Raw genomic sequence first — 23,164 nt, forward strand, 5'->3', positions numbered from 1 at the left:
TGTGATCCCTGCCCGCCAGACCGAGACCATCGAGGCTGCTTTGTTCGGCGCGGGTTACTCCAAGGTACAATCATCGGAAATCGCCGGGCTGCTGTCACCGCAACTCCAGTCGAACAATGTCGAAAGCGGTGATGTGCTGCGCGTCGGCATTATTCAGGAAGACGAAAAAAGCGACATCGTGCGCGTCAGCCTTTATCGCAAGGGCCGTCACATGGTCACCATGGCCGTCGATGACCGCAAGAATTTCATCAAGGCCAGCGAACCGCCGAAACTCGACGCCGTGGCGACCGCCTTCGACAGCACGCCGGCGCCTGCGGCCGGCCGCGACCTGCCCAGCGTCTATGACGGTGTCTACCGCGCGGCTCTCGCTTACGGCATGAACCAGAGCATGGTTTCCCAGCTCATCAAGCTTCTGGCCAGCAGCGTCGATTTTCAGGCGCAGCTCAAGCCGGCGGATACGCTGGAAGCCTTCTTCTCCGTGGAAGACGCCGATGGCAAGGCCACCGACAAGTCGGAGCTGCTCTACGTCAACGCCAAGTTCGGCGACAACGAGACGCGGTTTTACCGGTTCCAGAACCCTGAAGACAACAGCATCGATTATTTCGACGAGAACGGCAAAAGCATCCGGCAGTTCCTGTTGCGTAACCCCGTTCCGAACGGCCGCATGACATCCGGTTTCGGCATGCGCCGTCACCCGGTTCTGAAATTCAGCCGCATGCATACCGGCACCGACTGGGCCGCCGCCCGCGGCACGCCGATCATCGCAACTGGCAACGGCACTGTCGAAAAGGCCGGCTGGGCCTCTGGTTACGGCAACCAGACCCTGCTGCGCCATGCCAATGGCTATGTCTCTTCCTATAATCACCAGAGCGCCATCGCCAAGGGCGTCACCGAGGGCGCCAAGGTCCGGCAGGGTCAGGTCATCGGTTATGTCGGATCGACCGGCCTTTCGACCGGCGCCCACCTGCATTACGAACTGATCGTCAACGGCACGAAAGTCGATGCGATGAAAGTGCGCCTGCCGGGCGGCAAATCGCTTTCCGGTGATGCGCTTGCACGTTTCTCCGATGAGAGAAAGCGCATCGACAACCTGCTCAACATCGAAGACAAGCCAAACCAAGTGGCGAGCCGGTAATCCGCCGGCATTTTGCGGTCCGAAAAGCAGATCAAATGAAAAGGGCTCCGTTTCCGGAGCCCTTTCGTTTTATGCCGCATCGGCCGTTTCGGTTTCGGCTTCGCCCTTCGGAGGCTTGACCTTGAACAGCAGCCGGTCCGTACCGGACGTCACCTTGACCCGCGAACCATCGGGGATTTCCCCGCCGAGGATCATTTCGGCAAGCCTGTCCTGAACCGACTTCTGGATCACCCGCTTCAGCGGACGTGCGCCGTAAGCGGGATCATAGCCCTTGTTGGCGAGCCAGCTGCGGGCATCCTCATCCAGTTCGAGCGAGATCTTGCGATCACCCAGCAGCGAGACGAGCCGCTTCAACTGAATTTCCACGATTGCACCCATTTCATCACGCCGCAGGCGGTGGAACAGGATGATATCGTCGATACGGTTGAGGAACTCCGGCCGGAAATGCGACCGGACCCGCTCCATCACCAACTCGCGAACCGAACCCACATCGTCATTGTCGCCCATCTGCGTCATGAATTCCGAACCGAGGTTCGAGGTCATGATGATGATGGTGTTCTTGAAATCGACGGTGCGGCCCTGGCCATCCGTCAGGCGGCCATCATCCAGCACCTGCAACAGGACATTGAAGACGTCCGGATGCGCTTTCTCGATCTCGTCAAACAGCACGACCTGATAAGGCCGGCGGCGAACGGCTTCGGTCAGGGCACCACCCTCTTCGTAACCGACATAACCGGGAGGCGCACCGATGAGCCGGGCAACGGAGTGTTTCTCCATATATTCCGACATATCGAGGCGAACCATCGCGGTTTCGTCGTCGAACAGGAAGCGGGCGAGCGACTTCGTCAGCTCGGTCTTGCCCACACCGGTCGGGCCGAGGAAGATGAACGAGCCGATCGGGCGGTTCGGATCCTGAAGGCCGGCACGCGAACGGCGAACCGCCTTGGAAACTGCCTGAACGGCCTCGCCCTGCCCGACAACGGACTTGGCAAGTTCGTCTTCCATGCGCAGCAGCTTTTCGCGTTGACCTTCCAGCATCTTGTCGACGGGAATGCCGGTCCAGCGGGAAACGACATGGGCAATATTGTCCGGTGTCACCACCTCCTGAACCATCGAGCCGGCACCGCTGCTGTCACGCGCTTCCGCCGCAGCCAGTTCCTTTTCAAGGCCCGGAATAATGCCATAGGTCAACTCGCCGGCGCGCTGGAACTGGCCGTTGCGCTGGGCAATAGCCAGTTCGTTGCGGGCTTCGTCCAGACGCTTTTTCAAATCGGCGGCATGGCCGAGCTTCTGCTTTTCCGCCTGCCAGCGTGCCGTCAGGGCATCTGCCTTTTCTTCCGTATCGGCCAACTCGTCTTCAAGCTTTTTAAGGCGATCGACGGAGGACTGGTCCGTCTCCTGCTTCAAGGCTTCGCGCTCGATCTTGAGCTGGATGATACGACGATCCAGTTCGTCCAGTTCTTCCGGCTTGGAATCCACCTGCATGCGAAGACGCGAAGCGGCCTCGTCCATCAGATCGATTGCCTTGTCGGGCAGGAACCGGTCGGTAATATAGCGGTTGGAAAGCGTTGCAGCCGCAACCAGGGCCGAATCCGAGATGCGGACCTTGTGATGCTGTTCGTATTTTTCCTTCAGACCACGCAGGATCGAGATCGTGTCTTCCACGGTCGGTTCATCCACCAGCACGGGCTGGAAACGGCGGGCAAGGGCCGGGTCCTTTTCCACGTGCTTGCGATATTCATCAAGCGTGGTGGCGCCAACGCAGTGCAGTTCACCACGGGCAAGCGCGGGCTTCAGCAGGTTGGACGCATCCATCGCGCCATCGGCCTTGCCGGCACCGACCAGCGTATGCATCTCGTCGATGAACAGGATGATGCCGCCATTTTCGGCCTGCACCTCATTGAGTACGGCCTTCAGGCGCTCCTCGAATTCACCGCGATATTTCGCACCGGCGATCAGCGCGCCCATATCGAGCGCCATCAGCTTCTTGTCCTTGAGGCTTTCCGGCACGTCACCATTGACGATGCGCAGCGCAAGCCCTTCGGCAATCGCCGTTTTACCGACGCCCGGTTCACCGATCAGCACGGGGTTGTTCTTGGTGCGGCGCGAAAGGACCTGAATGGTACGGCGAATTTCGTCGTCGCGGCCGATGACAGGGTCGAGTTTACCCTCGCGGGCTTCTTCCGTGAGATCGCGCGCGTATTTCTTCAGCGCGTCAAAACCTTGTTCGGCATTGGCGCTATCGGCCGTGCGGCCCTTGCGGATGTCGTTGATGACCTGGTTGAGAGCCTGCGCCGTTGCGCCTGCCTTCTTCATCGAAGCCGAAGTGGAAGCAGAGCTTTCAATCGCCAACGCCTGCAAAAGACGCTCGACGGTAACGAAGCTGTCGCCTGCCTTCTTTGCAAGATCTTCAGCAGTCGAAAACACCTTGGCAAGCGGCGCCGTCAGCGAAAGGCCGCCATTGCCGCCGGAAACCTTGGGCAATTTCGCCAACGCGGCATCATTGGCAAGACGCGCTTCTTTCGCGTCGCCACCAGCCCGCTCGATCAGCGATGCCGCCATGCCCTGCTCGTCATCGAGCAAAACCTTGAGAACATGTTCCGCAGAAAACTGCTGATGATTTTCGGCAAGCGCAAAGGTCTGTGCCGATTGCAGAAAACCGCGAACGCGTTCGGAGTATTTTTCAATATTCATAGTCGAACCTCCATTGACCGGCCCGCCCGCTTTCGGCACGGCTCCGGGTGTTAGGGTTGAGGCTCCCTCAAAAGGCAAGCCCCGCTACGACAGCCGTGTTTAAAGGATTTCACGATCGCCGCCTCTCGAAGGACGGTTGCCGGCGAATGCGGCTTGCGTCCTTCCTGCACGAATATGGGAGGCATTTTCATCGGTTTAAAGGGGCGCAAAACCGCCATTCGGGAAATTTTCGCCTGTTTTGACAGACGTCAGTTTGCCGGCGCGCAACCACCCTCTTTGCCTGCCATCGGCTCCTGCCATCTGAACCCTAAAAACAAAAAACTCCGGCAAGCCGGAGTTTTTCAATTACGTGGTTGGCCGCGTGTTTGACGCGGCCTGCCTGAAATCCCTGCTTATTCAGCAGCGTTTTCAAGAGTGGCCGGTGTTGCGTCTTCACCGGCGGGCGCGTCTTCACCTTCAGCACCCTCCGCCGCAGCGGCACGGCGCGGGCGACGCGGGCGCGGGGTCGTGGCACGGCGGGTCTTTGGCGCACGTTCGGTTGCGGGTGCTTCCGCCTGCTGCTGCTCTTCCTCGACGGCCACTTCCATGGGCGTACCTTCGATGACGGGCTGCGGTGCCTGGCTGGCGTCATAAACCGGTGGCTGCTGCTCGGCCGAGACCTGCGGCTGTCGCGGCTGACGTTCCTGCCGTTCACGACGGTCCGGACGTTCGCGACGTTCCTGGCGTGGCTCGCTCCGCTCAGCGCGCTCCTGGCGCTCCGGCTGCTGGACGCGCTCTACCTGTTCGGAATGCTGCTGCGATGCAACGACGCCGTCGTCGCCATCGTTTCCATCCATATCGTCGGCATCCGTCTCGGTGGCGTTATACTCACCGCGATCGTCGCGCTGGAAACGTTCCTGCATCTGGGCCTGAGCCGTGGCAATGATGCGGTTGTAGTGCTCGGCATGCTGCAGATAGTTTTCCGCAATCACACGGTCGCCAGAACTCTGCGCGTCCCGGGCAAGGGCAGCGTATTTTTCCGCTATATGCTGGGCTGTACCACGAATCTTAACATCGGGGCCGGAACTGTCATAAGTCCTGGTGAGCGGATTGCCGCCCTTGCGGTTGAAGTTATTATTACCGCCACCATTGTTATTGTTGTTATTATTGTTGCTTCCACGCCCCCGGCCGCGCTTGTTTTGCTGTCCTGGCCTCATCAATTGCTCACCTGAATTCTGTTTTGCTGACAATCTGGTTATTTTCATGCAATTCCGGACGGAAAACCGCTGGAAATTTTTCCTGAAATTGTTCCGTCACGCGTCCTGCCGAAGATAACCCCGGACAAGACCTCGCGTGTGACGACCGGTCGCGCAAATGCTGCACCGAGCCGCCTGCGAACAAAGTTTACTGATTCACATGCCGGAAACGCCCAGCCTTTCAGGGCTCTCAAAAGAACCCGCTTCGGGACTGACCCATACCCTGACGAATCTGCGTTCGTCCTCAGCCACCCTGCATGTGGCCGCAAACTATCCCGCTTCCTGCGGAAATCCAAGCCTTTTCTTTTGCTGTGCAAAATATCTCTGCAAAAATCCGCCGCCATATCGCGAAGAACTATCTCCGGAAGATCAAAACTCTGTCGTTGCCGCCATAATCCTTCACGGCCTCCACAAGAGAGAAACCGTTAGAAGCAAATATCGCGGAAACATCAAGCCTTTGATCGAAACCGATCTCCACACCAACGATCCCGTTTTCCACAAGAAAGCGGCCTGCGTCGGCAGCAATAAGGCGGTACGGTGCAAGGCCGTCCTGACCTCCGTCCAGCGCCGCCATCGGATCATGATGACGAACCTCTCGGTCGAGCGTTGTAACGATATCGCTTCTTATATAAGGCGGATTCGACACAATTATGTCAAAGCGGCCGGAGATTTTTTCGAACCAGTCGCTCTGCATGATCTCAAAACGCGTTTCGAGCCCGTTTCTGGACGCGTTTTTCGCAGCGGTCTCCAAGGCACCAGTGGAAATATCGCTGCCGATACCCGTCGCGTCAGGGCATTCCTTCAAAAGCGCCAGACAGATCGCCCCCGTGCCCGTGCCCAGATCCAGGATGCGGGCGCTGCCCTTGTGGGAAACCGCCTCCTTTAACGCCGGCAACAGCGTATCGACCAGAACCTCCGTGTCCGGACGGGGTTCGAGCGTATCCTTAGACAACAGAAGATCGAGGCCGTGAAATTCCCGGTGACCGAGGATGCGGTGGACGGGTTCTCCCCCGGCCCGCCTTTCGATCATGGAAGCGATGCGGGCCTGCTCCTCCTGCGTAAGGGGCCGGTCCGGCTTCATCACGAAATCAGTCAGTGAAAAGGCGACAACCTCACCGATCAGCAGGCGCGCATCGAGAAGCGGATCGGCAACACCGGCCGCCTGCAGCCGTTTGCGGGCAGCGGCAAGTTCGGTCGAAACGGTCCCCCCAGCGCCGCTCAAAGCTGCTGTTCGCCAAGCAGTGCCAGCTGGCCGGCCTGATAATCGGCGATCAACGCATCCACGAGCTCATCAATCTCACCTTCGATCATTCTGTCGAGTTTATAGAGAGTGAGGTTGATGCGGTGATCGGTGACACGCCCCTGCGGGAAGTTATAGGTGCGGATGCGCTCGGACCGGTCACCCGAACCGACCTGGCTCTTGCGGTCCGCCGAACGTTCGTTATCCACCTTCTGGCGCTCGATATCGTAAAGACGCGAACGCAGAACCTGCATGGCCTTGGCGCGATTCTGGTGCTGGGATTTCTCCGAACTGGTGACGATCAATCCCGTCGGAAGATGGGTGATACGAACGGCGGAATCGGTGGTGTTGACGTGTTGACCGCCGGCACCCGAGGCGCGCATTGTATCGATGCGAATATCTTCCGGGCGGATTTCGACGTCGATGTCCTCCGCTTCCGGCAGCACCGCGACGGTGGCGGCGGAGGTGTGAATGCGGCCGCTCGCTTCCGTTTCCGGCACCCGCTGCACGCGATGTACACCGGATTCGAACTTCAGCTTGGAGAACACCCCTCGCCCGCTGATCGTGGCGATGATTTCCTTATAACCGCCCGCTTCACCTTCGCTGGCGGAAAGGACTTCGACTTTCCAGCCCTTGGTCGACGCGAAGCGCTCATACATGCGGAACAGATCGCCGGCAAACAGGGCCGCTTCGGAGCCGCCTGTGCCGGCACGGATTTCAAGGATCGCGCTTTTTTCATCCGCCGCATCCTTGGGAAGCAGCAGGACCTGCATGTCCTTCTCAAGCTCACCGATGCGGGCCTCGACCTCCGGCAGCTCCATTTCCGCCAGATCGCGCATGTCCCTGTCGGTCGTCTTGTCGGCGAGCAGCGCCTCGAGATCGGCAGCCTCGGCAATCGCCTTTTCGTAATCGCGGATCTTGTTCACGACCGGCTGCAGTTCGGAATATTCCGAAGCCAGCTTCACATAGACATCTGCCGCCGGGCCAGCCGACATCCGCGCCTCGATCTCTCCGAAACGCCTTTCCAACTCGCGCATTTTTTCGACGGGAAGCTTCGCCACCAGTCACTCCGATAATGAAATAAGTCTTTTAAATGGGAATGGAATGCGCTGCAGCAAAGCGTAACAACACCTCGCGCCCGCTTTCCAGCGAATTATGATCATCAAGCGCGGCATTCAACTCGTCGGCAAGACGTGCCGCGTCCAGCCCGAGCAGCATGGCCTTGACCGGACCGATTGCCGTTGGCGACATGGAAATCGACCGGAAACCGAGACCGATCAGCGCCATGGCAGTCAGTGGCTTGCCCGCCATCTCGCCGCACAGCGTGACTGATGTGTGGTGCTTTTCGCCGGCGCGAACGATATCACGCAGAATGCGCAGGAATGGCTTGCCAAGATTGTCGAAACGATCCGAAACCCGGGCATTGCCACGATCGACCGCCATGGAGAACTGGAACAGGTCGTTTGAACCGACGGAAACGAAATCCACCTCCTGCATCAGCTCGTCGAGCTGCCACATCAGCGATGGCACTTCCAGCATCGCGCCGAATTGCAACTTTTTCGGCAGCGCATGGCTGAACTTCGAAAGATGCTGCACTTCCTTCTGCAGAAGATCGCGTGCCGCCCGGATTTCGGACACTTCCGTCACCATCGGCAACATCATGCGCAGCTCCGCACCGGACGCGGCGCGCAGCAGTGCGCGCATCTGCGTGCGCATCAGGCCCGGACGGTCGAGCGACAGGCGGATCGCGCGCCAGCCCAGCGCCGGATTTTCCTCTTCCTGGCCGCGCATATAAGAAACGACCTTGTCGCCGCCGATGTCAAGCGTGCGGAAGGTGACGCTCTTGCCCTTGGCCTGCCGCAGAACGGAGCGGTAGAAAGCCTCCTGCTCCTCGCCCTTCGGCATGTTGGAAGCGATCATGAATTGCAGCTCGGTGCGGAACAGGCCGATGCCGTCGGCACCGGACTCCTCCAGCTGCGGCAGGTCCACCAGCAGGCCCGCATTCATCTTCAGATTGACCTTCTGGCCATCCTTGGTGATCGGCTCGACATTGCGCAGCGCACGGAACTGCTCCTGCCGTTTGGCACGCAGGCGAACTTTTTCTTCATAGGCACGCTGCAGGTCCGACATCGGGCGCAGATGCACCTGACCGTCATCACCATCGATGATAATCGGATCGTTGTTTTCCGCCAGCGCGACGATGCCGGCCGCCTGGCCGATGATCGGAATACCCATGGCGCGCGCCACGATAACGACGTGGCTCGTCACCGCGCCGTCTTCGAGCACCAGACCGCGCAGTTTTTCACGCGGGTAATCCAGCAATTCGGCAGCGCCCATGGCGCGTGCCAGAACGATGGCGTCGAGCGGGAAATCCTGTTCGGGTCCGCGACCGCCAAAACCGATCAGCTGACGCAGCAGCCGGTTGGCGAGATCATCGAAGTCGTGCATGCGCTCGCGCAGATAAGGATCGGTCAGGCGCATCATGCGCGCCTTGGTGTCGCTCTGCACTTTCTCGACCGCCGCTTCCGCCGTCAGGCCGTTGCGGATCGCCTCTTCCATGCGCCGCACCCAGCCCTGATCGTGGGCGAACATGCGATAGGTCTCGAGAACCTCGCGGTGCTCACCTTCGGTCGGCACGTCGCGGCGCTGCAACATGTCATCGATCGACAGGCGCAGCGAGCCAATGGCATCGGCAAGACGGCGGATTTCCGTATCCGCGTCCTCGTTCAGCAGGTTGGTGACGACAATGCGGGGATCGTGCAGCACGACGTGGCCAAGACCGATGCCTTCGCCATAACCATCGCCATCGATGGTGACGGCGCGCGTCAGGTCCAGCTCCACACCGGGGCGGGTGATCTTTTTCAACTCGCCGCTCGCCACTATTTCAGCGATAAGCATCGCGGTTGTCTCAAGCGCTTCAACTTCATCCTCCCGGTATGTTCGGCTGGCCTTGTTCTGGACCACAAGAACGCCAAGAGTGCGACCGGAGCGCAAAATCGGCACGCCGAGGAAAGAATGGTAAATTTCCTCACCGGTTTCAGGAAGATAGCGGAATGCGGGATGCGCCTGCGCATCGGAAAGATTGAGCGGTTGAGCGGAAGCGGCAATGGTGCCGACAAGACCTTGCCCCATTTTCAGCTGGGCAAGATGCACGGCATCCTTGTTAAGACCTTCGGTGGCGTAAAGCTCCAGCACGCTGTCGGAACGCAGCACGTAGACCGAGCAAACCTCCGCCACCATGTTGCTGGCAATCTGACGGACGATCTGGTCCAGACGATCCTGCGGTTCAAGGTGCTCCGCCATCATTTCGCGCAGCCGCTTGAGCAGGACGCGCGGACCTGCGGAAAGGTCTCTCATCGCGTTTGCTCCCCGACGCTTCCGATCCGAATGTCATAATATTCGAGAATCAAAACGTCATTTAAAAAATTTATAGCGCCAGAAGCGCGTCCCGCAAGGGACACGCTTTCAAGAAACGCCACATCGGAAGAACGCAACTCCGAAGAATCGGAGCATCGGGAACCGATGTCTCGGATTTAGCTCTTATCGAGACCGTAAGCCGAATGCAAAGTGCGAACGGCAAGTTCGGCATAGGCGCCGTCGATCAGGATCGAAATCTTGATCTCTGACGTGGTGATGGCCTTGATGTTGATGTTCTTCTCGGCAAGTGCCTTGAACGCGCTGGCTGCAACGCCAGCATGGCTGCGCATGCCGATACCGATGACAGACACCTTGGCGAGACCCGTCTCGTTCTGGGCAACGTCGAAGCCGATCTGGGCCTTGTTGTCGTCGAGAACCTTGAGCGCCTTGGCAACGTCGCCCGAGGGAACGGTGAAGGTCATGTCGGTGCGCGAGCCATCTTCGGAGATGTTCTGCACGATCATGTCGACATTGATATGCGCTTCGGCCAGCGGACCGAAGATCGCGGCGGAAACGCCCGGACGGTCGGCCACGCGGCGCAGCGAAATCTGTGCTTCATCCTTGGCATAGGCGATGCCGGTTACGACTTCCTGTTCCACGATTTCATCCTCGTCACAAATCAAAGTACCGGGCGGGTTGATGAGGTCGCCCATGCCCGGCGCATCGGGATCCTCGAAACTGGAGCGAACGAAGGTGCGCACCTTGTGTACCATGGCAAGCTCGACGGAGCGAACCTGCAGAACCTTCGCGCCAAGAGACGCCATTTCGAGCATTTCCTCGAAAGCGATTTTCTTCATGCGCCGAGCCTTGGGCTCGATGCGCGGATCGGTCGTGTAAACGCCGTCGACATCGGTATAGATGTCACAACGATCCGCCTTGACGGCGGCGGCAATGGCCACAGCCGACGTGTCAGAGCCGCCGCGACCAAGCGTCGCGATGCGATTATCCGGGCCGATGCCCTGGAAGCCGGCAACGACGGCAACCTGTCCCTCACCCATGCGCTTGACGATATCGGACCCGTCAATCTCCAAAATACGGGCGGCGCCATGCGCATTGTCGGTGCGGATCGGGATCTGCCAGCCCTGCCAGGAGCGTGCATTGATGCCCATGGACTGCAGGGTGATCGCCAGCAGACCTGACGTCACCTGCTCGCCGGATGCGACAACCGCGTCATATTCGCGCGCATCATAGAAGGAGGCGGCGTTGGTGCCGGTCACCTTCGCGGCGTTCTGCACCCAGTCCACCAATTCGTTGGTTTTGCCGGACATGGCGGAAACGACCACGGCCACTTCATGGCCGGCATCCACTTCGCGTTTCACATGCCTTGCGACATTGTGAATGCGTTCGAGGTTCGCGACGGACGTGCCGCCGAATTTCATGACAATGCGAGCCATAGCCTTGACCAGTACATCCCTTTTTTCCGCCAGCCGGTTTTCACCCGGTGTGGACAAGAACAAACCCAGTCGGCCCTTCCTGACAAAGAGCCTCAAGTTGCGGGTCTCTTAGCGAAAAGGCGGGGGGCACGCAATGCCGTTTATGAACCATGCGGTACGCCTTTTGAATGGCGTTTGCGAAGGACGATGGCGGGCTGGAACACAGGGCAGGAGAAAATACCCGTAAAAGAGCGTACCGCAGTGCACTGTACAAACCGGCCTATTCGCAGTATGAGCGCGGGCAATGCAACCGGCCAGATGGCCGAAATGGCCTGTATCGGCTGCCCCGGAGACTTTAGGACCTATTGGTTTCGGGCGGATGCGGGCAGCTTCATATCCGAAAGACGGTAGATGACAGACACCCAGGGTATCGCCCCGGCGATCGCGCAGGCGTTGGAAAAACGCGGCTACAACGACTTGACCCCCGTGCAGAAGGCCATGCTTGCGCCGGAACTCGCCGATAAGGATGCGCTGGTTTCCGCGCAGACCGGTTCCGGCAAGACGGTTGCCTTCGGCATCGCGCTCGCAACCACGCTGCTGTCGGAAAATACCCGCTTCGGTCAGGCTTCCGCGCCGCTCGCTCTTGCCATTGCCCCAACCCGCGAACTGGCCATGCAGGTCAAGCGCGAGCTTGAATGGCTTTATGAATTTGCCGGCGTGTCGATCGCATCCTGTGTCGGCGGCATGGATATCCGCAATGAGCGCCGGGCGCTGGAACGCGGCGCCCATATCGTCGTTGGCACACCCGGCCGTCTCTGTGACCATATCAAGCGTGGCGCACTCGATCTGTCGTCCATCCGCGCCGTGGTGCTGGATGAGGCCGACGAGATGCTCGACCTCGGCTTCCGTGAGGATCTGGAATTCATTCTGGAAGAATCGCCCGAAGATCGCCGCACGCTGATGTTCTCGGCCACCGTCCCGCGCAGCATTGCCAAGCTGGCCGAAAGCTACCAGAAGAACGCAGTGCGCATCGCCACCGCTTCCGAACAGAAGCAGCATGTGGATATCGAATATCGCGCGCTTCTGGTGTCGCCGTCCGATCGCGAGAACGCCATCATCAACGCGCTGCGCTTTTACGAAGCCCGCAACGCCATCGTCTTCTGCTCCACTCGCGCCGCCGTCAACCACCTGACGGCCCGGTTGAACAATCGCGGCTTCTCCGTCGTCGCCCTCTCCGGCGAACTGACGCAGAACGAGCGCACGCACGCGCTGCAGGCCATGCGTGATGGCCGCGCCCGTGTTTGCGTGGCGACCGACGTTGCCGCCCGCGGCATCGACCTGCCGGGTCTGGAACTCGTCATCCATGCCGACCTGCCGACCAATTCCGAAACGCTTCTGCACCGTTCCGGCCGTACCGGCCGCGCTGGTCAAAAGGGCGTCAGCGCCATCATCGTGCCCGTGAGCCAGCGCCGCAAGGCCGAACGCCTTCTTGAAGGCGCCAAGGTCAGCCCCGCATGGGTTCGCCCGCCCTCCGTCGAAGAGATCGTCGAGCGCGACGGCGCAAGGCTTCTGGCAGATCCGACACTCAGCGAAGCCGTGGCTGAGGACGAACGCGATTTCGTGACGAAGCTGCTCGAACAGCATGGCGCGGAAAAAGTCGCCGCCGCCTTCGTGCGCCTTTATCACGCCGGACGCTCGGCACCGGAAGATATTTTCGAAGTCGCGCTGGATAACACCCGCAAGCCGCGCCGCGACAGCTTTGAGACAGTCGAAAACAACGCACCGCGCCGCGAGCGCTCCGACTTCTCCGACAGCGCGTGGTTCTCGCTTTCCGTGGGCCGCAAGCAGAGCGCCGAGCCGCGCTGGCTCATCCCGATGCTGTGCCGTTTCGGCAAGATCACCCGTCAGGATATCGGCGCGATCCGCATGCAGCAAACCGAGACCTTCGTGGAACTGGCCGCCGATGCCGTCGACCGTTTCACCTCCGCCATCGGCAAGGACATGATGCTGGAGAAGGGCATTCGCCTGAAGGCGCTGGAAGGCAAGCCGGAAATGACCGGCAGTGCCCGTGAAGATACAAGGCCGGCAAAGGCCCAGCGGAAATTCACCAAATCGGACAATGCAAGCGCGCCGCGCGATGACCGCAAGGGCGAAGACAAGCCCTGGAAAAAGAAAAAGCCCTTCGGCGACAAGCCGAAATACGAAGGCAAAAAGGACAAGCCGTTCGAGAAGCGTGGACCGAAGCCAACGAAGGGCTGAGGGTTACTCCGGTCCCGTTCAGGCGAGACTCTGGATCGCCGGCAAGATTTCTGCCGTCATGCCGGCCTTGAGCCGGCATCCAGCCCCGGTGCGTCTGCATCGCGAAAAGATTGTCTCGCGATCAAGGACTTGATCGTGCTGGACCCCGGATTAAATCCGCGGTGACGGTGAGGATGCTACGACTTCGCCAAACTGTTCGGTCGAAAAACTGGTCAGCAACAAAAAGCCCCGCTTTCGCGGGGCTTTTATTTTGTCTCAATTTCTCAAAACGTCTGCGCTCAGAATTCCAGCGCGCGATCGCCGTTTTCATCCTTGATGCGGTTAGGCAGGCCAATCTTGTTCAGAATTTTCAGGAACGGCTTCGGCGGCAATTCTTCCACATTGGCCATCTGCTTCACGTCCCATTCGCCGGTGGCGATGAGCATGGCAGCGGCGACCGGGGGAACGCCGGCGGTGTAGGAAATGCCCTGCGAACCGACTTCTTCATAGGCGTCCTTGTGGTCGGCCACGTTGTAGATGAAGACTTCGCGCTCCTTGCCATCCTTGATGCCCTTGACGATATCGCCGATGCAGGTCTTGCCGACATAGTCAGGCGCCAGCGAAGACGGATCGGGCAGCACGGCCTTGACGACCTTCAGCGGCACAACTTCCAGACCCTCAGCCGTCTTGACCGGCTTTTCCGAAAGCAGGCCAAGGTTCTTCAGCACGGTGAAGACGTTGATGTAGTGATCGCCGAAGCCCATCCAGAAGCGCACATCGGCACCGTCCATGTTTTTGGACAGCGAATGCACTTCGTCATGGCCGGTCATGTAGGCCTTCTGCTTGCCGACGACAGGCAGATCGAACTCCTGACCGACTTCAAACATCTGGTTCGTTTGCCACTCACCCTTCTGCCAGGAATAAACGACGCCGGTGAATTCGCGGAAGTTGATTTCCGGATCGAAATTGGTCGAGAACCACCGGCCATGGCTGCCAGCATTGATATCGACGATATCGACCGAGGTGACCTTGTCGAAATATTCGTCCTTGGCAAGGCGGGCATAGGCATTGACCACGCCGGGGTCGAAACCGACGCCGAGAATGGCGGTGACGCCCTTTTCCTTGCACTCAGCGGCGCGCTTCCACTCGTAGTTTCCATACCAAGGCGGCGCTTCGCAAATCTTGGTCGGATCCTCATGGATCGCCGTGTCCATATAGGCAACACCTGCGTCCATGCAGGCACGAAGAACGGACATGTTAACGAAAGACGAACCGACATTGATGACGATTTCCACGCCGGTCTGTTTGATCAAGGCTTTCGTCGCCTCGATATCCATAGCGTCAAGCGCATGGGCCTCAAGTTTCACATCTGTCTTGAGGCTCTTCTTTTCGCGTACGGACTCGACAATCTTGCGGCACTTTTCCAAAGTCCGTGACGCAATATGAATGTCTCCCAATACATCGCTGTTCTGGGCGCATTTATGCGCCACGACCTGTGCTACGCCACCGGCGCCGATGATCAGAACGTTCTTCTTCATTTCAGGTGATGCCTCCTTTTCCCCGCAGGGATGAGCTTCGTTGGATGTTGAAACAGGGTTTAAGACAGGCTTTGCTCGAAATCGGCAAAGTCGAATTCACGAACGGCGCGGACCGTGCCGTCCAGTTCCTTGATGGCGATCGCCGGCATCTTCACGCCGTTGAACCAGTTCTTCTTGACCATGGTGTAACCGGCCGCGTCCTGGAAGGAGATGCGGTCACCGACCTTCAGCTCCTTGTCGAAGCGGAAATCACCGAAAATATCGCCCGCCAGGCAGGACTTGCCGCAGACCATGTAGGGATGCTCGCCCTCGTTCGGCGAAACCTTCGCGGTTTCGCGGTAGATCAGCAGATCGAGCATGTGGGCTTCGATGGAACTGTCGACAATGGCGAGGTTCTTGCCGTTGAACAGCGTGTCGAGAACCGTCACCTCAAGTGTGGTGCTTTTGGTGATCGAGGCTTCGCCGGGCTCCAGATAGACCTGCACGCCATATTTTTCCGAGAAAGCCCGCAGACGATCGCAGAACTGGTCGAGCGGATAATTGTCACCGGTGAAATGAATGCCGCCGCCGAGGCTCACCCATTCGGCACGTGACAGCAGCGATCCGAATTTCTCTTCGATCTGCGTCAACATCCGGTCAAACAGCGAGAAATCGCCATTTTCGCAATTGTTGTGGATCATGAAACCGGAAATGCGGTCCATGACCTTGTCGACCTTGGCGACGTCCCATTCACCAAGACGGCTGAACGGGCGCGCGGGGTCGGCAAGATCGAAACTGGAAGAGCTGACCTGCGGATTGAGACGCAGGCCACGTGTTATGCTGGCGGCCTTATCGGCGAAACGCTCCAGCTGGCCGATGGAATTGAAGATGATCTTGTCGGCATTCGCAATCACCTCATCGATTTCGTAATCGGCATAGGCGACGGAATAGGCGTGGGTTTCGCCACCGAATTTCTCGCGGCCGAGACGCACCTCGTAAAGCGAAGACGAGGTGGTGCCGTCCATATATTGCGACATGAAATCGAACACCGACCATGTGGCGAAGCACTTCAATGCCAGGAGCGCCTTGGCGCCGGATTTTTCCCGCACATAAGCAATCTTCTCCATGTTGCGAAGAAGTTTTGTCTTGTCGATGAGGTAATAAGGCGTTTGAAGCATGTCGTTTCACATATTGATTGAAGTCAAGGTACGTCTCGATGATGGGCCTTATATGATGCTTGTGACAGGAAAACAAATGTCCGGCACCGAATTCCCAGAAAATTGCCCCTAACCGGAAATGCCTGCGAAGAAAACACATCACGTTGCGGAACCAAGCCTGCATCGGCGCGTTTGAATGGCGGACAGGCAGGTGTTTCGGTCACCGGAACGGAAGTTTTCGAGCGACAGAAATAGCCTGTAGCGGCAGTCGGGTTGGCCCGCCGCGATTTCCATCAACGATGTTCCAGGAAGGACTTCACCTATGGCAAGCGTGCGTAGCAGCGTTAATGACAAGATCCAGCAATCCCTCGAAAATGGTGATGCCGCCGACGTTGCGGCTCAGCTCGCCCAGCTTCGCGAAGATCTGGCAAATCTTGCCAAGAGCGTTAAGGCGCTGGGCGTCGGTGCGTCGCATGAGCTGAAGGCGCAGGCCGCCCGCGTGGCTGATGACGCGCTCACCGCCTCCGGCGAAATGGCCGACAGCGTCCGAAGCGAAATTTCGTCGCTGAACGACAATCTGACCGATCAGGTCCAGAGAAACCCACTCCAGTCCCTCGGCATCGCCGTTGGCGTCGGCTTCGTGCTCGCTCTCCTTACACGTCGATAAGGCCGCATCATGCTTGAGGCATTGCTGGTCTATCTGGGAGACACCCAGCGCGAAGGACGCGTGGTGACGCGGCGTCTGCGCGCCACCATCATCCTGTGGGTGCTGACCGGTGTCTTTTTCCTGATCGCCTTCGTCGCCGCCGTGGTTGCAGGGTCGATCTATCTTGCCCGGCATGTCGGCGCGGGTCCCGCCGCGCTCGTCGTCGCGGGCACCGCGTTTCTGCTCGGCGTCATCATGCTGGTGGCGCTGGCAATCGTAAAAAGGCCCAGAGCCTATGCCGCACGGCCGGTTGCTCCCTTGACGGCTGCTCCGCTGACGGCAGCCCCCCTCGCCTTGCAGTCACTGTTGACGCTGGCGATCCAGGCGCGGCCCTATGCGACGCTCGCTGTTGCCATGGCCGCCGGTTTCCTGGCGACGAGAGCCAATACGAGGAAAAAGAAATAAACACGCCTTCGGGCGCGTTTTATGCACTTCCGCAGACCCTCATAAAAGCTGTGCATCCAGATGATGGATGCGCAGTTTTTTTTATGTTACGCGCAATGGATAGACTGGCAAATGGCGTCCCGCGCCATGCCGCCCTTATTTGAACAAAGTGACATACAGTCTCGGCGCGTCCGTATTTATTGAAAGGCGTTTGATGAAGAAGAAAGTCCTTGTCGTTGGCGGTGCCGGTTACATCGGTTCGCATACCTGCCTTCTCCTGTCTGAGCGAGGATATGAACCGGTTGTTTTCGACAACCTGTCCAATGGACATGAGGAATTCGTCCGCTGGGGACCCTTCGAACAGGGCGATATTCGCGACCGGGCGCGACTGGATGAAGTCTTTGCCAAGCACCAGCCGGAAGCCGTTCTGCATTTCGCGGCGTTGATCGAAGTCGGCGAATCCGTGAAGCAGCCCGTCGCCTTTTACGATAATAACGTCATCGGCTCGCTCAACCTTCTGTCCGCTGCGATTGATGCCGGTGTCACCGCCTTTGTTTTCTCTTCCACCTGCGCCACCTATGGACTGCCGGAACAGGTGCCGATCGACGAGACGCACCGGCAGGCACCGATCAACCCCTATGGCCGCACCAAATGGGTGGTGGAACAGGCGCTGAAGGACTACAGCATCTATAAGGGGCTGCGCTCGGTCATGCTGCGTTATTTCAATGCTGCTGGCGCGGATTTCGAGGGCCGTATCGGCGAGTGGCACAAGCCGGAAACCCACGCCATCCCGCTCGCCATCGAGGCCGCACTTGGACGGCGTCAGGGCTTCAAGGTGTTCGGCACGGATTACGACACCCGCGACGGCACCTGCGTGCGCGATTACATTCACATCCTCGATCTCGCCGATGCCCATGTGCGGGCGGTGGATTATCTGCTGGCGGGTGGCGAAACCGTCGAACTCAACCTCGGCACCGGCACCGGCACCACGGTGAAGGAATTGCTGGCGGCAATTTCCGAGGTCTCGGGCCGCCCCTTCCCGGTCGAATATACCGGCCGGCGCGACGGCGATTCCACCACACTCGTGGCCAATAACGACAAGGCCAAAGAAGTTCTCGGCTGGGAACCGCGTTATTCCCTCTCGGACATCATCAAATCCGCTTGGGCATGGCATTCTTCCCGCAACGCCGGGGATTGAGCGGCCCATAGGCCGAAACAAAAAAGACACCGGCCAGTGGCCGGTGTCTCTCGCGGGACGGCGGATTGACGCCAGTGCCCGCTCCTGCCTCCCAGGTATGGGATTAAGGCTTGGTGGCGGAGGTGGTTGTACTGTCAGGTGCCGCCGGGGTTGCCGCATTCTTTTCGCTGGTCTTCTGTTCCAGCGTCTTGAACTCGGGCGCCGCCTTCAGCGTTTCCGCCGTTTCGGTCGTCGTCAGACGGATGGTGCCGTCCTGCGCATTGCGCGTCATCGTTACCTTGTCCATGGGCACCGCTACGTCCTTCGCGCCGATGCCGAGGAAACCGCCAACGCCAATCACGGCTGCTACCAGGCCACCATCTTCTTCCATGATGAGATTGGTGACGTTACCGATGCTCTCATCGGCTGCGGTGTAGACCGACTTGCCAATATAGTCATTGGCGCTGATCTGCGTTTCGCCCTGCTCGGTTATATAAGCACCGCCAGTGGTTGTGGCCGCGCTGTCATTGGCCGCAGGAGCCGCAGGCGTCATCGGGGTGGCAGGCGGTGTTGCCGGCTCGGTCTGCGCGCTCGGATTTGCCGGTGCGGGCTGGGTGCCCTGAGCGATGGCAAGCGGCGCGAAAGCCGTCGTGCCCATCAGGGCGGCGGTGACGAGTATTGTAAGTTTCTTTGCCATTTTCGTACCTTCCTTTCATCGTTCTCAACTGGCCGGGCGGTGATGAATTTCGCTTCCGCTCGCTGGCCGGTTCGTCTTGCAAACGGGCTGGTCGTTGAAATAGTTCCGTTTTTTTCGTGCAAGACGGTGCATTTGCCGGATGTCACGACAACCGAGGGTAAAAATCAGGCATTGCTAAAGGGGGACAGCGCGGTATTATTCCTGCCGTAACAATGCCATAACTGCCGGAGTTTTTTGTATGCCTCAACCCGGCGACAGACTGAAAGAGATGATCTCGGCTTTACGTCGGCGCAGCGCGAATTTTTTCCCGACCGCCTCCATCGGCACCTATCTGGTGGTGATGGCAACCGTCATCACCCTGCCGCTCATCCTTTTTGTCGGCTACCTGATGTTGCGCCTCGAAGCCGAAAAACGCGACGACCTGCAAAGGGAAACCATCGAGGATGTCCGGGTCGTCAGCCGCAACATCGACCGCCGCCTGCAGGAAATCGCCACGTCGCTCAATCTGCTGTCGCAGTTTCCCGAGCTTGAGAGTGGCAATCTCGCAGCGTTTCAGGGGCGCGTTGCCGAAAGCCTGAAGAAGGAGGGCCTCTACGCCCTGCTCGCCGCCAAGGATGGTCAGCAGCGTCTCAACACCCGGGTGCCCTATGGCCAGCCTCTCGGCAAGGTGCCGGCCGAGGCAAATCTGGCCAAGGCGATCGAATCCCGCCGCATCACCGTCTCGGATCTGTTTTTCGGCGCCACCAGCCATGAGTGGGTATTCAACGTCACCCTGCCTCTTGACCCGGAGCTGGGCCTTGCCGGGGACGCCCTGATCCTGACGCAGAATGCCAGCGATCTTGGCCGGCTTATTCCCACGGAAAACCTGCCGCGCAACTGGGCGGTCGCCATCATCGACGGCACCAACCGGGTTGTCGTTTCCAGCGCCCAGGATGAGGCCGAAGTCGGAAAACCCTTTGTCACCCCCGAAATATTGTCGGAAATGCAGGCCTTCAGTGGGAATTTCTTCGACGGCAAGGGCAATCTCTACGCCTATGCCCAATTGCCGGGCTGGCAATGGAAGACGGTGATGTGGGGACCGCTGGCCGCAAGCCAGGCGGCACTGATCGACACTTGGCGGCAGATGATGATCGGCAGCCTTGTGCTGGTGCTGATCGCCATCGGCGGCGCCTATCTGGTCGGCCGGCAATTGCGCAGCTCCATTCGCGATCTGACCCATATGGCGGAGCGTATTGGCGAAGGCGAGATCGTCGCGCCCGTCGATACCAAGATAAAGGAAGCCAATCAGGTCGCCATCGCGCTCTCCAACGCTTCCTTCGACAGAAGCCAATCGGAAGAGCGGCTGCAATTGCTGCTGCACGAACTGGTTCACCGCTCCAAGAATATTCTGACGCTGGTTCAGGCGATGATACGACAATTGGGCCGGGAGAATAAAAGCATTCCGGAGTTCCAGAAGGAGGTCGACCACCGCCTGCGTGGTCTCGGCATGTCGATCCGGGCGCTCGCGGAAGTTCAGTGGCAGGGGCTGCCGATCCGCAAGCTGATCGAGACCCACCTCGAAGTTTTCGGCACCGTATCGGAACGTGTGGTGCTGGCGGGCGACGATTTCATGCTGTCGCCGGAGGCGGCGCAGAATTTCGGGCTTGTGGTGCATGAGCTGACCACCAATTCCATTAAATATGGTGCGCTTTCGGCGCCGCTCGGGAAAATCACCGTCAGCTGGAAGCCGCTCGAAAAAGACGGTAGGCAAATGCTTCATCTGCTCTGGACAGAGACGGGCGGGCCACCGGCCAAGGAGCCGAGCCGCAAGGGTTTCGGCACCACCGTCATCAAACGACATGCGGAAGGCGCATTTGGCGGCCATGTGACGACGGAGTACCGGCAAACCGGCTTCGAATGGTCTCTGGAAGCGCCGATACGGTATTTCACGCCGAAGCGGCCGGACCCGGCACACTGAACCGCATCGACGGTGAGAATGGCCGTAAATCTGCCGATTGCTAAAAAAATGCATTTTCCGGGAACCGAATGCGGTTGCATGCATTAGTACTGCAGCCAAGCAATTCCCCCGTCCCCGCCTGAAGCTTGGCTGACTATAAACGGGTTTCGCCCCTGAAAACCCGTCATAAAAATAGCACGGCTCTCCTATGGGCCGTGCTTTTTTATTTCGCCTTCACAAAATGAAACAGCCTTTCGGTCTAACCTGCGGTTCGATAACTCTCAGGAATCGGTGCTGTCGCCCGAGGGGAACTTCAACCGGTAAACGATGCGCTCCGGCGTCAGCTGGTATTCGGCGCTTCCTCCAAGAGCGGAAGGAACGACCTTTTCGAGCACGACGCTGCCGAAACTGCCGCGCCTTGCCTCTGCCGGCTCTTTCGAAGGCATCATCGGCTCGTTCCATTCGACGATATAAAAATCACCGTCCTGGCGACACTGCAGGGATATAGGCGGATGATAGGCAAGATTGCCGCTATGGCTCACCGTGTTGACGACCAGTTCGTGGAAGGCCAGCCCGATGTAAAGCGCCCCGTTCGGGTTAAGCAGCAGGTTTTCCCCCTCCATGTGGATGAGGTTCGGATATTCCGGCACATAGAGATCAAATTGCTGGCGGAGAAGCTCGAATATACGCGCGCCCCGCCAGTCCGAATCCGTGATGAGATCCTGGCTCTGGGCCAGCGCGTGCAGCCGCCCACGGAACTTGCGCAGAAAATCATCCTTGGTGAGGCTGAAACGGGCTGTCTGGCCCGCAAGGCTCTGGATGATCGCCAGCAGGTTCTTGGAACGGTGGCTGACCTCGCGCAGCAAGGAGCGCAACAGCTGCTCGCGCCGCCGTTCCGCCGTCACCTCGCGGATGGTGGTCTTCATCACCATCTGGTTCGACTGGTTGAAGGTGGAATGGACCTGAAACTGGAAGACCCGGTTCTGGCCGGCATTAACCTCCAGCATACCCCGGCTGCCAGCCGTCACCATGTCCTTTTTCAGCTCGGCCAGCCGGGTGGACAGGTCATTCCCGAACAGATTTTCATCCGTCGGGTGAGAATCCGCCGGCAATTTCCAGACATCCGGCAGATTGGCCACGAATATATATTCGCGCTTCCAGTCCTGCAGCATGACCGTCTCACCCGAATCGAGCAAGGCGAGAACGAGCGAATCGTGAAGCTCGCTCTCGTCCCTCTCCGCGTTATGCCATGCCAGCCGATGCAAATTCGTCTCCTTGCAGAAAGCCGCGGGTCAACCCCACGACCGTAACCGCCAACGCCCGGGCACCACACTGGTTCCCGGCTCGTCTGCGGTTTCGGCAAATTTCACGCCGCGACGCGAGAGCTTTCGTTGAAAAACAGGGCCTGGCTGATAAGCGCTTTCACCATGTCCGGGTTGAAAGGTTTCGTCACAAGGAAGGTCGGCTCAGGCCGCTCGCCCGTCAAAAGACGCTCGGGGAAAGCCGTGATGAAGATCACCGGGAGGGTGGTCATCTGCAGGATGTCCTTCATCGCATCCAGACCGGAACTGCCGTCTGCAAGCTGAATATCGGCAAGGATCATTTTCGGCTGCGTGCGATGGAAAAGGTCGAGGGCCTCGGTATGCGTGCGGGCAATACCCGTGACGCGGTGACCGAGATCCGTGACCATCTGTTCGATATCCATGGCGATCAGAGGTTCGTCCTCGATGATCATGATATCGGTTGCGACCTGACGGGCGATTTCGGAAGCCGCCTCGTCGATCAGCCTGCCGACCTGGTCTTCCGACACTTTCAGAACCTCTGCGGCTTCCGAAGGCGTGAACTCTTCGACCGTCGTCAGCAGGAAGGCCTGACGGGCAAGCGGCGGGACGGCGGAAAGGTTCGCAGAAGCGCGCTTTTCCCATCCCGACAGGTTTTCATCCGCCTTAATATTGATCGTGACGGAACTAAAGATCGATACGAACAATTGATAGAGCGAAACGCGATCGCTGCTTGTCTGCGGGAAGATGCTGATATCGGCGATCAGAGCTTCGAGTGTTGCCGCAACATAGGCATCGCCCGTGGATTGTGAGCCGCAAACGGCACGCGCAAACCTGCGCAGATATGGCAGGTGCGGTGCGATGCGTGTAGAAACTGACATGGAATTCTCCCCTTTCATGCGGTTTGCAACGCAAACCCAAGATAGCAACGTGCGTATCGCAAAAAAAGTTCCCGAGGGCCGGAACTATTTTTTTCAC

General features: G+C 58.9%; 17 protein-coding genes (1 of these 17 running past the window's edge). 6 read left to right on the forward strand and 11 right to left on the reverse strand.

Going from position 1 to position 23,164, the window contains the following annotated elements:
• Positions 1-1,135, forward strand: the 3' portion of a protein-coding gene (locus QSV77_RS21765; protein WP_302735031.1) for a M23 family metallopeptidase. It extends 812 nt beyond the left edge of the window; 1,135 of the gene's 1,947 nt are visible here — the last part of the coding sequence; its start codon lies beyond the left edge, outside the window; it ends in the stop codon at positions 1,133-1,135.
• 69 nt (positions 1,136-1,204) lie between these two features.
• Here the strand turns inward: QSV77_RS21765 and clpB are convergent, their stop codons facing one another.
• The 6 genes from clpB to QSV77_RS21795 form a co-directional block, all read right to left on the reverse strand.
• Entirely contained in the window at positions 1,205-3,829 is a 2,625-nt protein-coding gene (gene clpB / locus QSV77_RS21770; RefSeq protein WP_302735032.1) for an ATP-dependent chaperone ClpB, read from the reverse strand.
• A 392-nt stretch (positions 3,830-4,221) separates the two neighbouring features.
• Complete coding sequence (locus QSV77_RS21775; RefSeq protein WP_302735033.1) at positions 4,222-5,025, reverse strand: DUF4167 domain-containing protein; 804 nt, start codon at positions 5,023-5,025, stop codon at positions 4,222-4,224.
• A gap of 394 nt (positions 5,026-5,419) precedes the next feature.
• The gene (gene prmC / locus QSV77_RS21780; RefSeq protein ID WP_302735034.1) at positions 5,420-6,286 is read right to left on the reverse strand and encodes a peptide chain release factor N(5)-glutamine methyltransferase; all 867 of its coding nucleotides are present in this window, start codon (positions 6,284-6,286) and stop codon (positions 5,420-5,422) included.
• Positions 6,283-7,365, reverse strand: a complete 1,083-nt coding sequence (gene prfA, locus QSV77_RS21785) for a peptide chain release factor 1 (protein ID WP_137087474.1) — start codon at positions 7,363-7,365, stop codon at positions 6,283-6,285. Before prfA ends, prmC begins: the two co-directional genes overlap by 4 nt.
• A 28-nt stretch (positions 7,366-7,393) precedes the next feature.
• Positions 7,394-9,661 carry a phosphoenolpyruvate--protein phosphotransferase gene (gene ptsP, locus QSV77_RS21790; RefSeq protein WP_142842393.1) on the reverse strand — a complete coding sequence of 756 codons (2,268 nt, stop codon included), beginning with the start codon at positions 9,659-9,661 and terminating at the stop codon, positions 7,394-7,396.
• Positions 9,662-9,837: 176 nt separating this feature from the next.
• Entirely contained in the window at positions 9,838-11,115 is a 1,278-nt protein-coding gene (locus QSV77_RS21795; RefSeq protein ID WP_046802096.1) for an aspartate kinase, read from the reverse strand.
• Between the two features lie 390 nt (positions 11,116-11,505).
• Here QSV77_RS21795 and QSV77_RS21800 point away from each other — a divergent pair, with 390 nt between their 5' ends.
• Positions 11,506-13,353 (forward strand): DEAD/DEAH box helicase, encoded by a 1,848-nt coding sequence (locus QSV77_RS21800; protein WP_142842394.1) that lies wholly within the window; start codon positions 11,506-11,508, stop codon positions 13,351-13,353.
• Between the two features lie 278 nt (positions 13,354-13,631).
• Here QSV77_RS21800 and QSV77_RS21805 read toward each other — a convergent pair whose 3' ends face one another.
• Together QSV77_RS21805 and nspC are read right to left on the reverse strand one after the other, a co-directional pair.
• Positions 13,632-14,870 carry a saccharopine dehydrogenase family protein gene (locus QSV77_RS21805; RefSeq protein ID WP_302735035.1) on the reverse strand — a complete coding sequence of 413 codons (1,239 nt, stop codon included), beginning with the start codon at positions 14,868-14,870 and terminating at the stop codon, positions 13,632-13,634.
• Between the two features lie 59 nt (positions 14,871-14,929).
• Positions 14,930-16,027, reverse strand: coding sequence for a carboxynorspermidine decarboxylase (nspC, locus tag QSV77_RS21810; protein WP_302735036.1), 1,098 nt, complete (start codon positions 16,025-16,027; stop codon positions 14,930-14,932).
• A 301-nt stretch (positions 16,028-16,328) separates the two neighbouring features.
• Between nspC and QSV77_RS21815 the strand changes: the two genes are divergently transcribed.
• The 3 genes from QSV77_RS21815 (at position 16,329) to galE (ending at position 18,294) form a co-directional block, all read left to right on the forward strand.
• On the forward strand, positions 16,329-16,673 hold the full coding sequence (locus QSV77_RS21815; RefSeq protein WP_142842396.1) for a YqjD family protein: 345 nt from the start codon (positions 16,329-16,331) through the stop codon (positions 16,671-16,673).
• A 9-nt stretch (positions 16,674-16,682) separates the two neighbouring features.
• Complete coding sequence (locus QSV77_RS21820; protein WP_003498528.1) at positions 16,683-17,117, forward strand: hypothetical protein; 435 nt, start codon at positions 16,683-16,685, stop codon at positions 17,115-17,117.
• 193 nt (positions 17,118-17,310) lie between these two features.
• A complete protein-coding gene (gene galE, locus QSV77_RS21825; protein WP_302735037.1) occupies positions 17,311-18,294 on the forward strand; it encodes a UDP-glucose 4-epimerase GalE in 984 nt (327 codons plus the stop codon).
• Positions 18,295-18,397: 103 nt separating this feature from the next.
• Here the strand turns inward: galE and QSV77_RS21830 are convergent, their stop codons facing one another.
• The gene (locus QSV77_RS21830) at positions 18,398-18,970 is read right to left on the reverse strand and encodes a PRC-barrel domain-containing protein (protein WP_302735038.1); all 573 of its coding nucleotides are present in this window, start codon (positions 18,968-18,970) and stop codon (positions 18,398-18,400) included.
• Positions 18,971-19,208: 238 nt separating this feature from the next.
• Here QSV77_RS21830 and QSV77_RS21835 point away from each other — a divergent pair, with 238 nt between their 5' ends.
• On the forward strand, positions 19,209-20,927 hold the full coding sequence (locus tag QSV77_RS21835; RefSeq protein WP_302735039.1) for a sensor histidine kinase: 1,719 nt from the start codon (positions 19,209-19,211) through the stop codon (positions 20,925-20,927).
• Between the two features lie 260 nt (positions 20,928-21,187).
• On the opposite strand, the gene QSV77_RS21840 is transcribed toward QSV77_RS21835, so the two are convergent.
• Together QSV77_RS21840 and QSV77_RS21845 are read right to left on the reverse strand one after the other, a co-directional pair.
• Positions 21,188-22,171 (reverse strand): sensor histidine kinase, encoded by a 984-nt coding sequence (locus QSV77_RS21840; protein WP_142842400.1) that lies wholly within the window; start codon positions 22,169-22,171, stop codon positions 21,188-21,190.
• A gap of 101 nt (positions 22,172-22,272) precedes the next feature.
• Positions 22,273-23,067, reverse strand: coding sequence for a response regulator (locus QSV77_RS21845; protein WP_142842401.1), 795 nt, complete (start codon positions 23,065-23,067; stop codon positions 22,273-22,275).
• Positions 23,068-23,164 lie beyond the last annotated feature (97 nt).

It is taken from the genome of Agrobacterium sp. V1 (genome assembly GCF_030518355.1).
Lineage (GTDB): Bacteria > Pseudomonadota > Alphaproteobacteria > Rhizobiales > Rhizobiaceae > Agrobacterium > Agrobacterium cucumeris.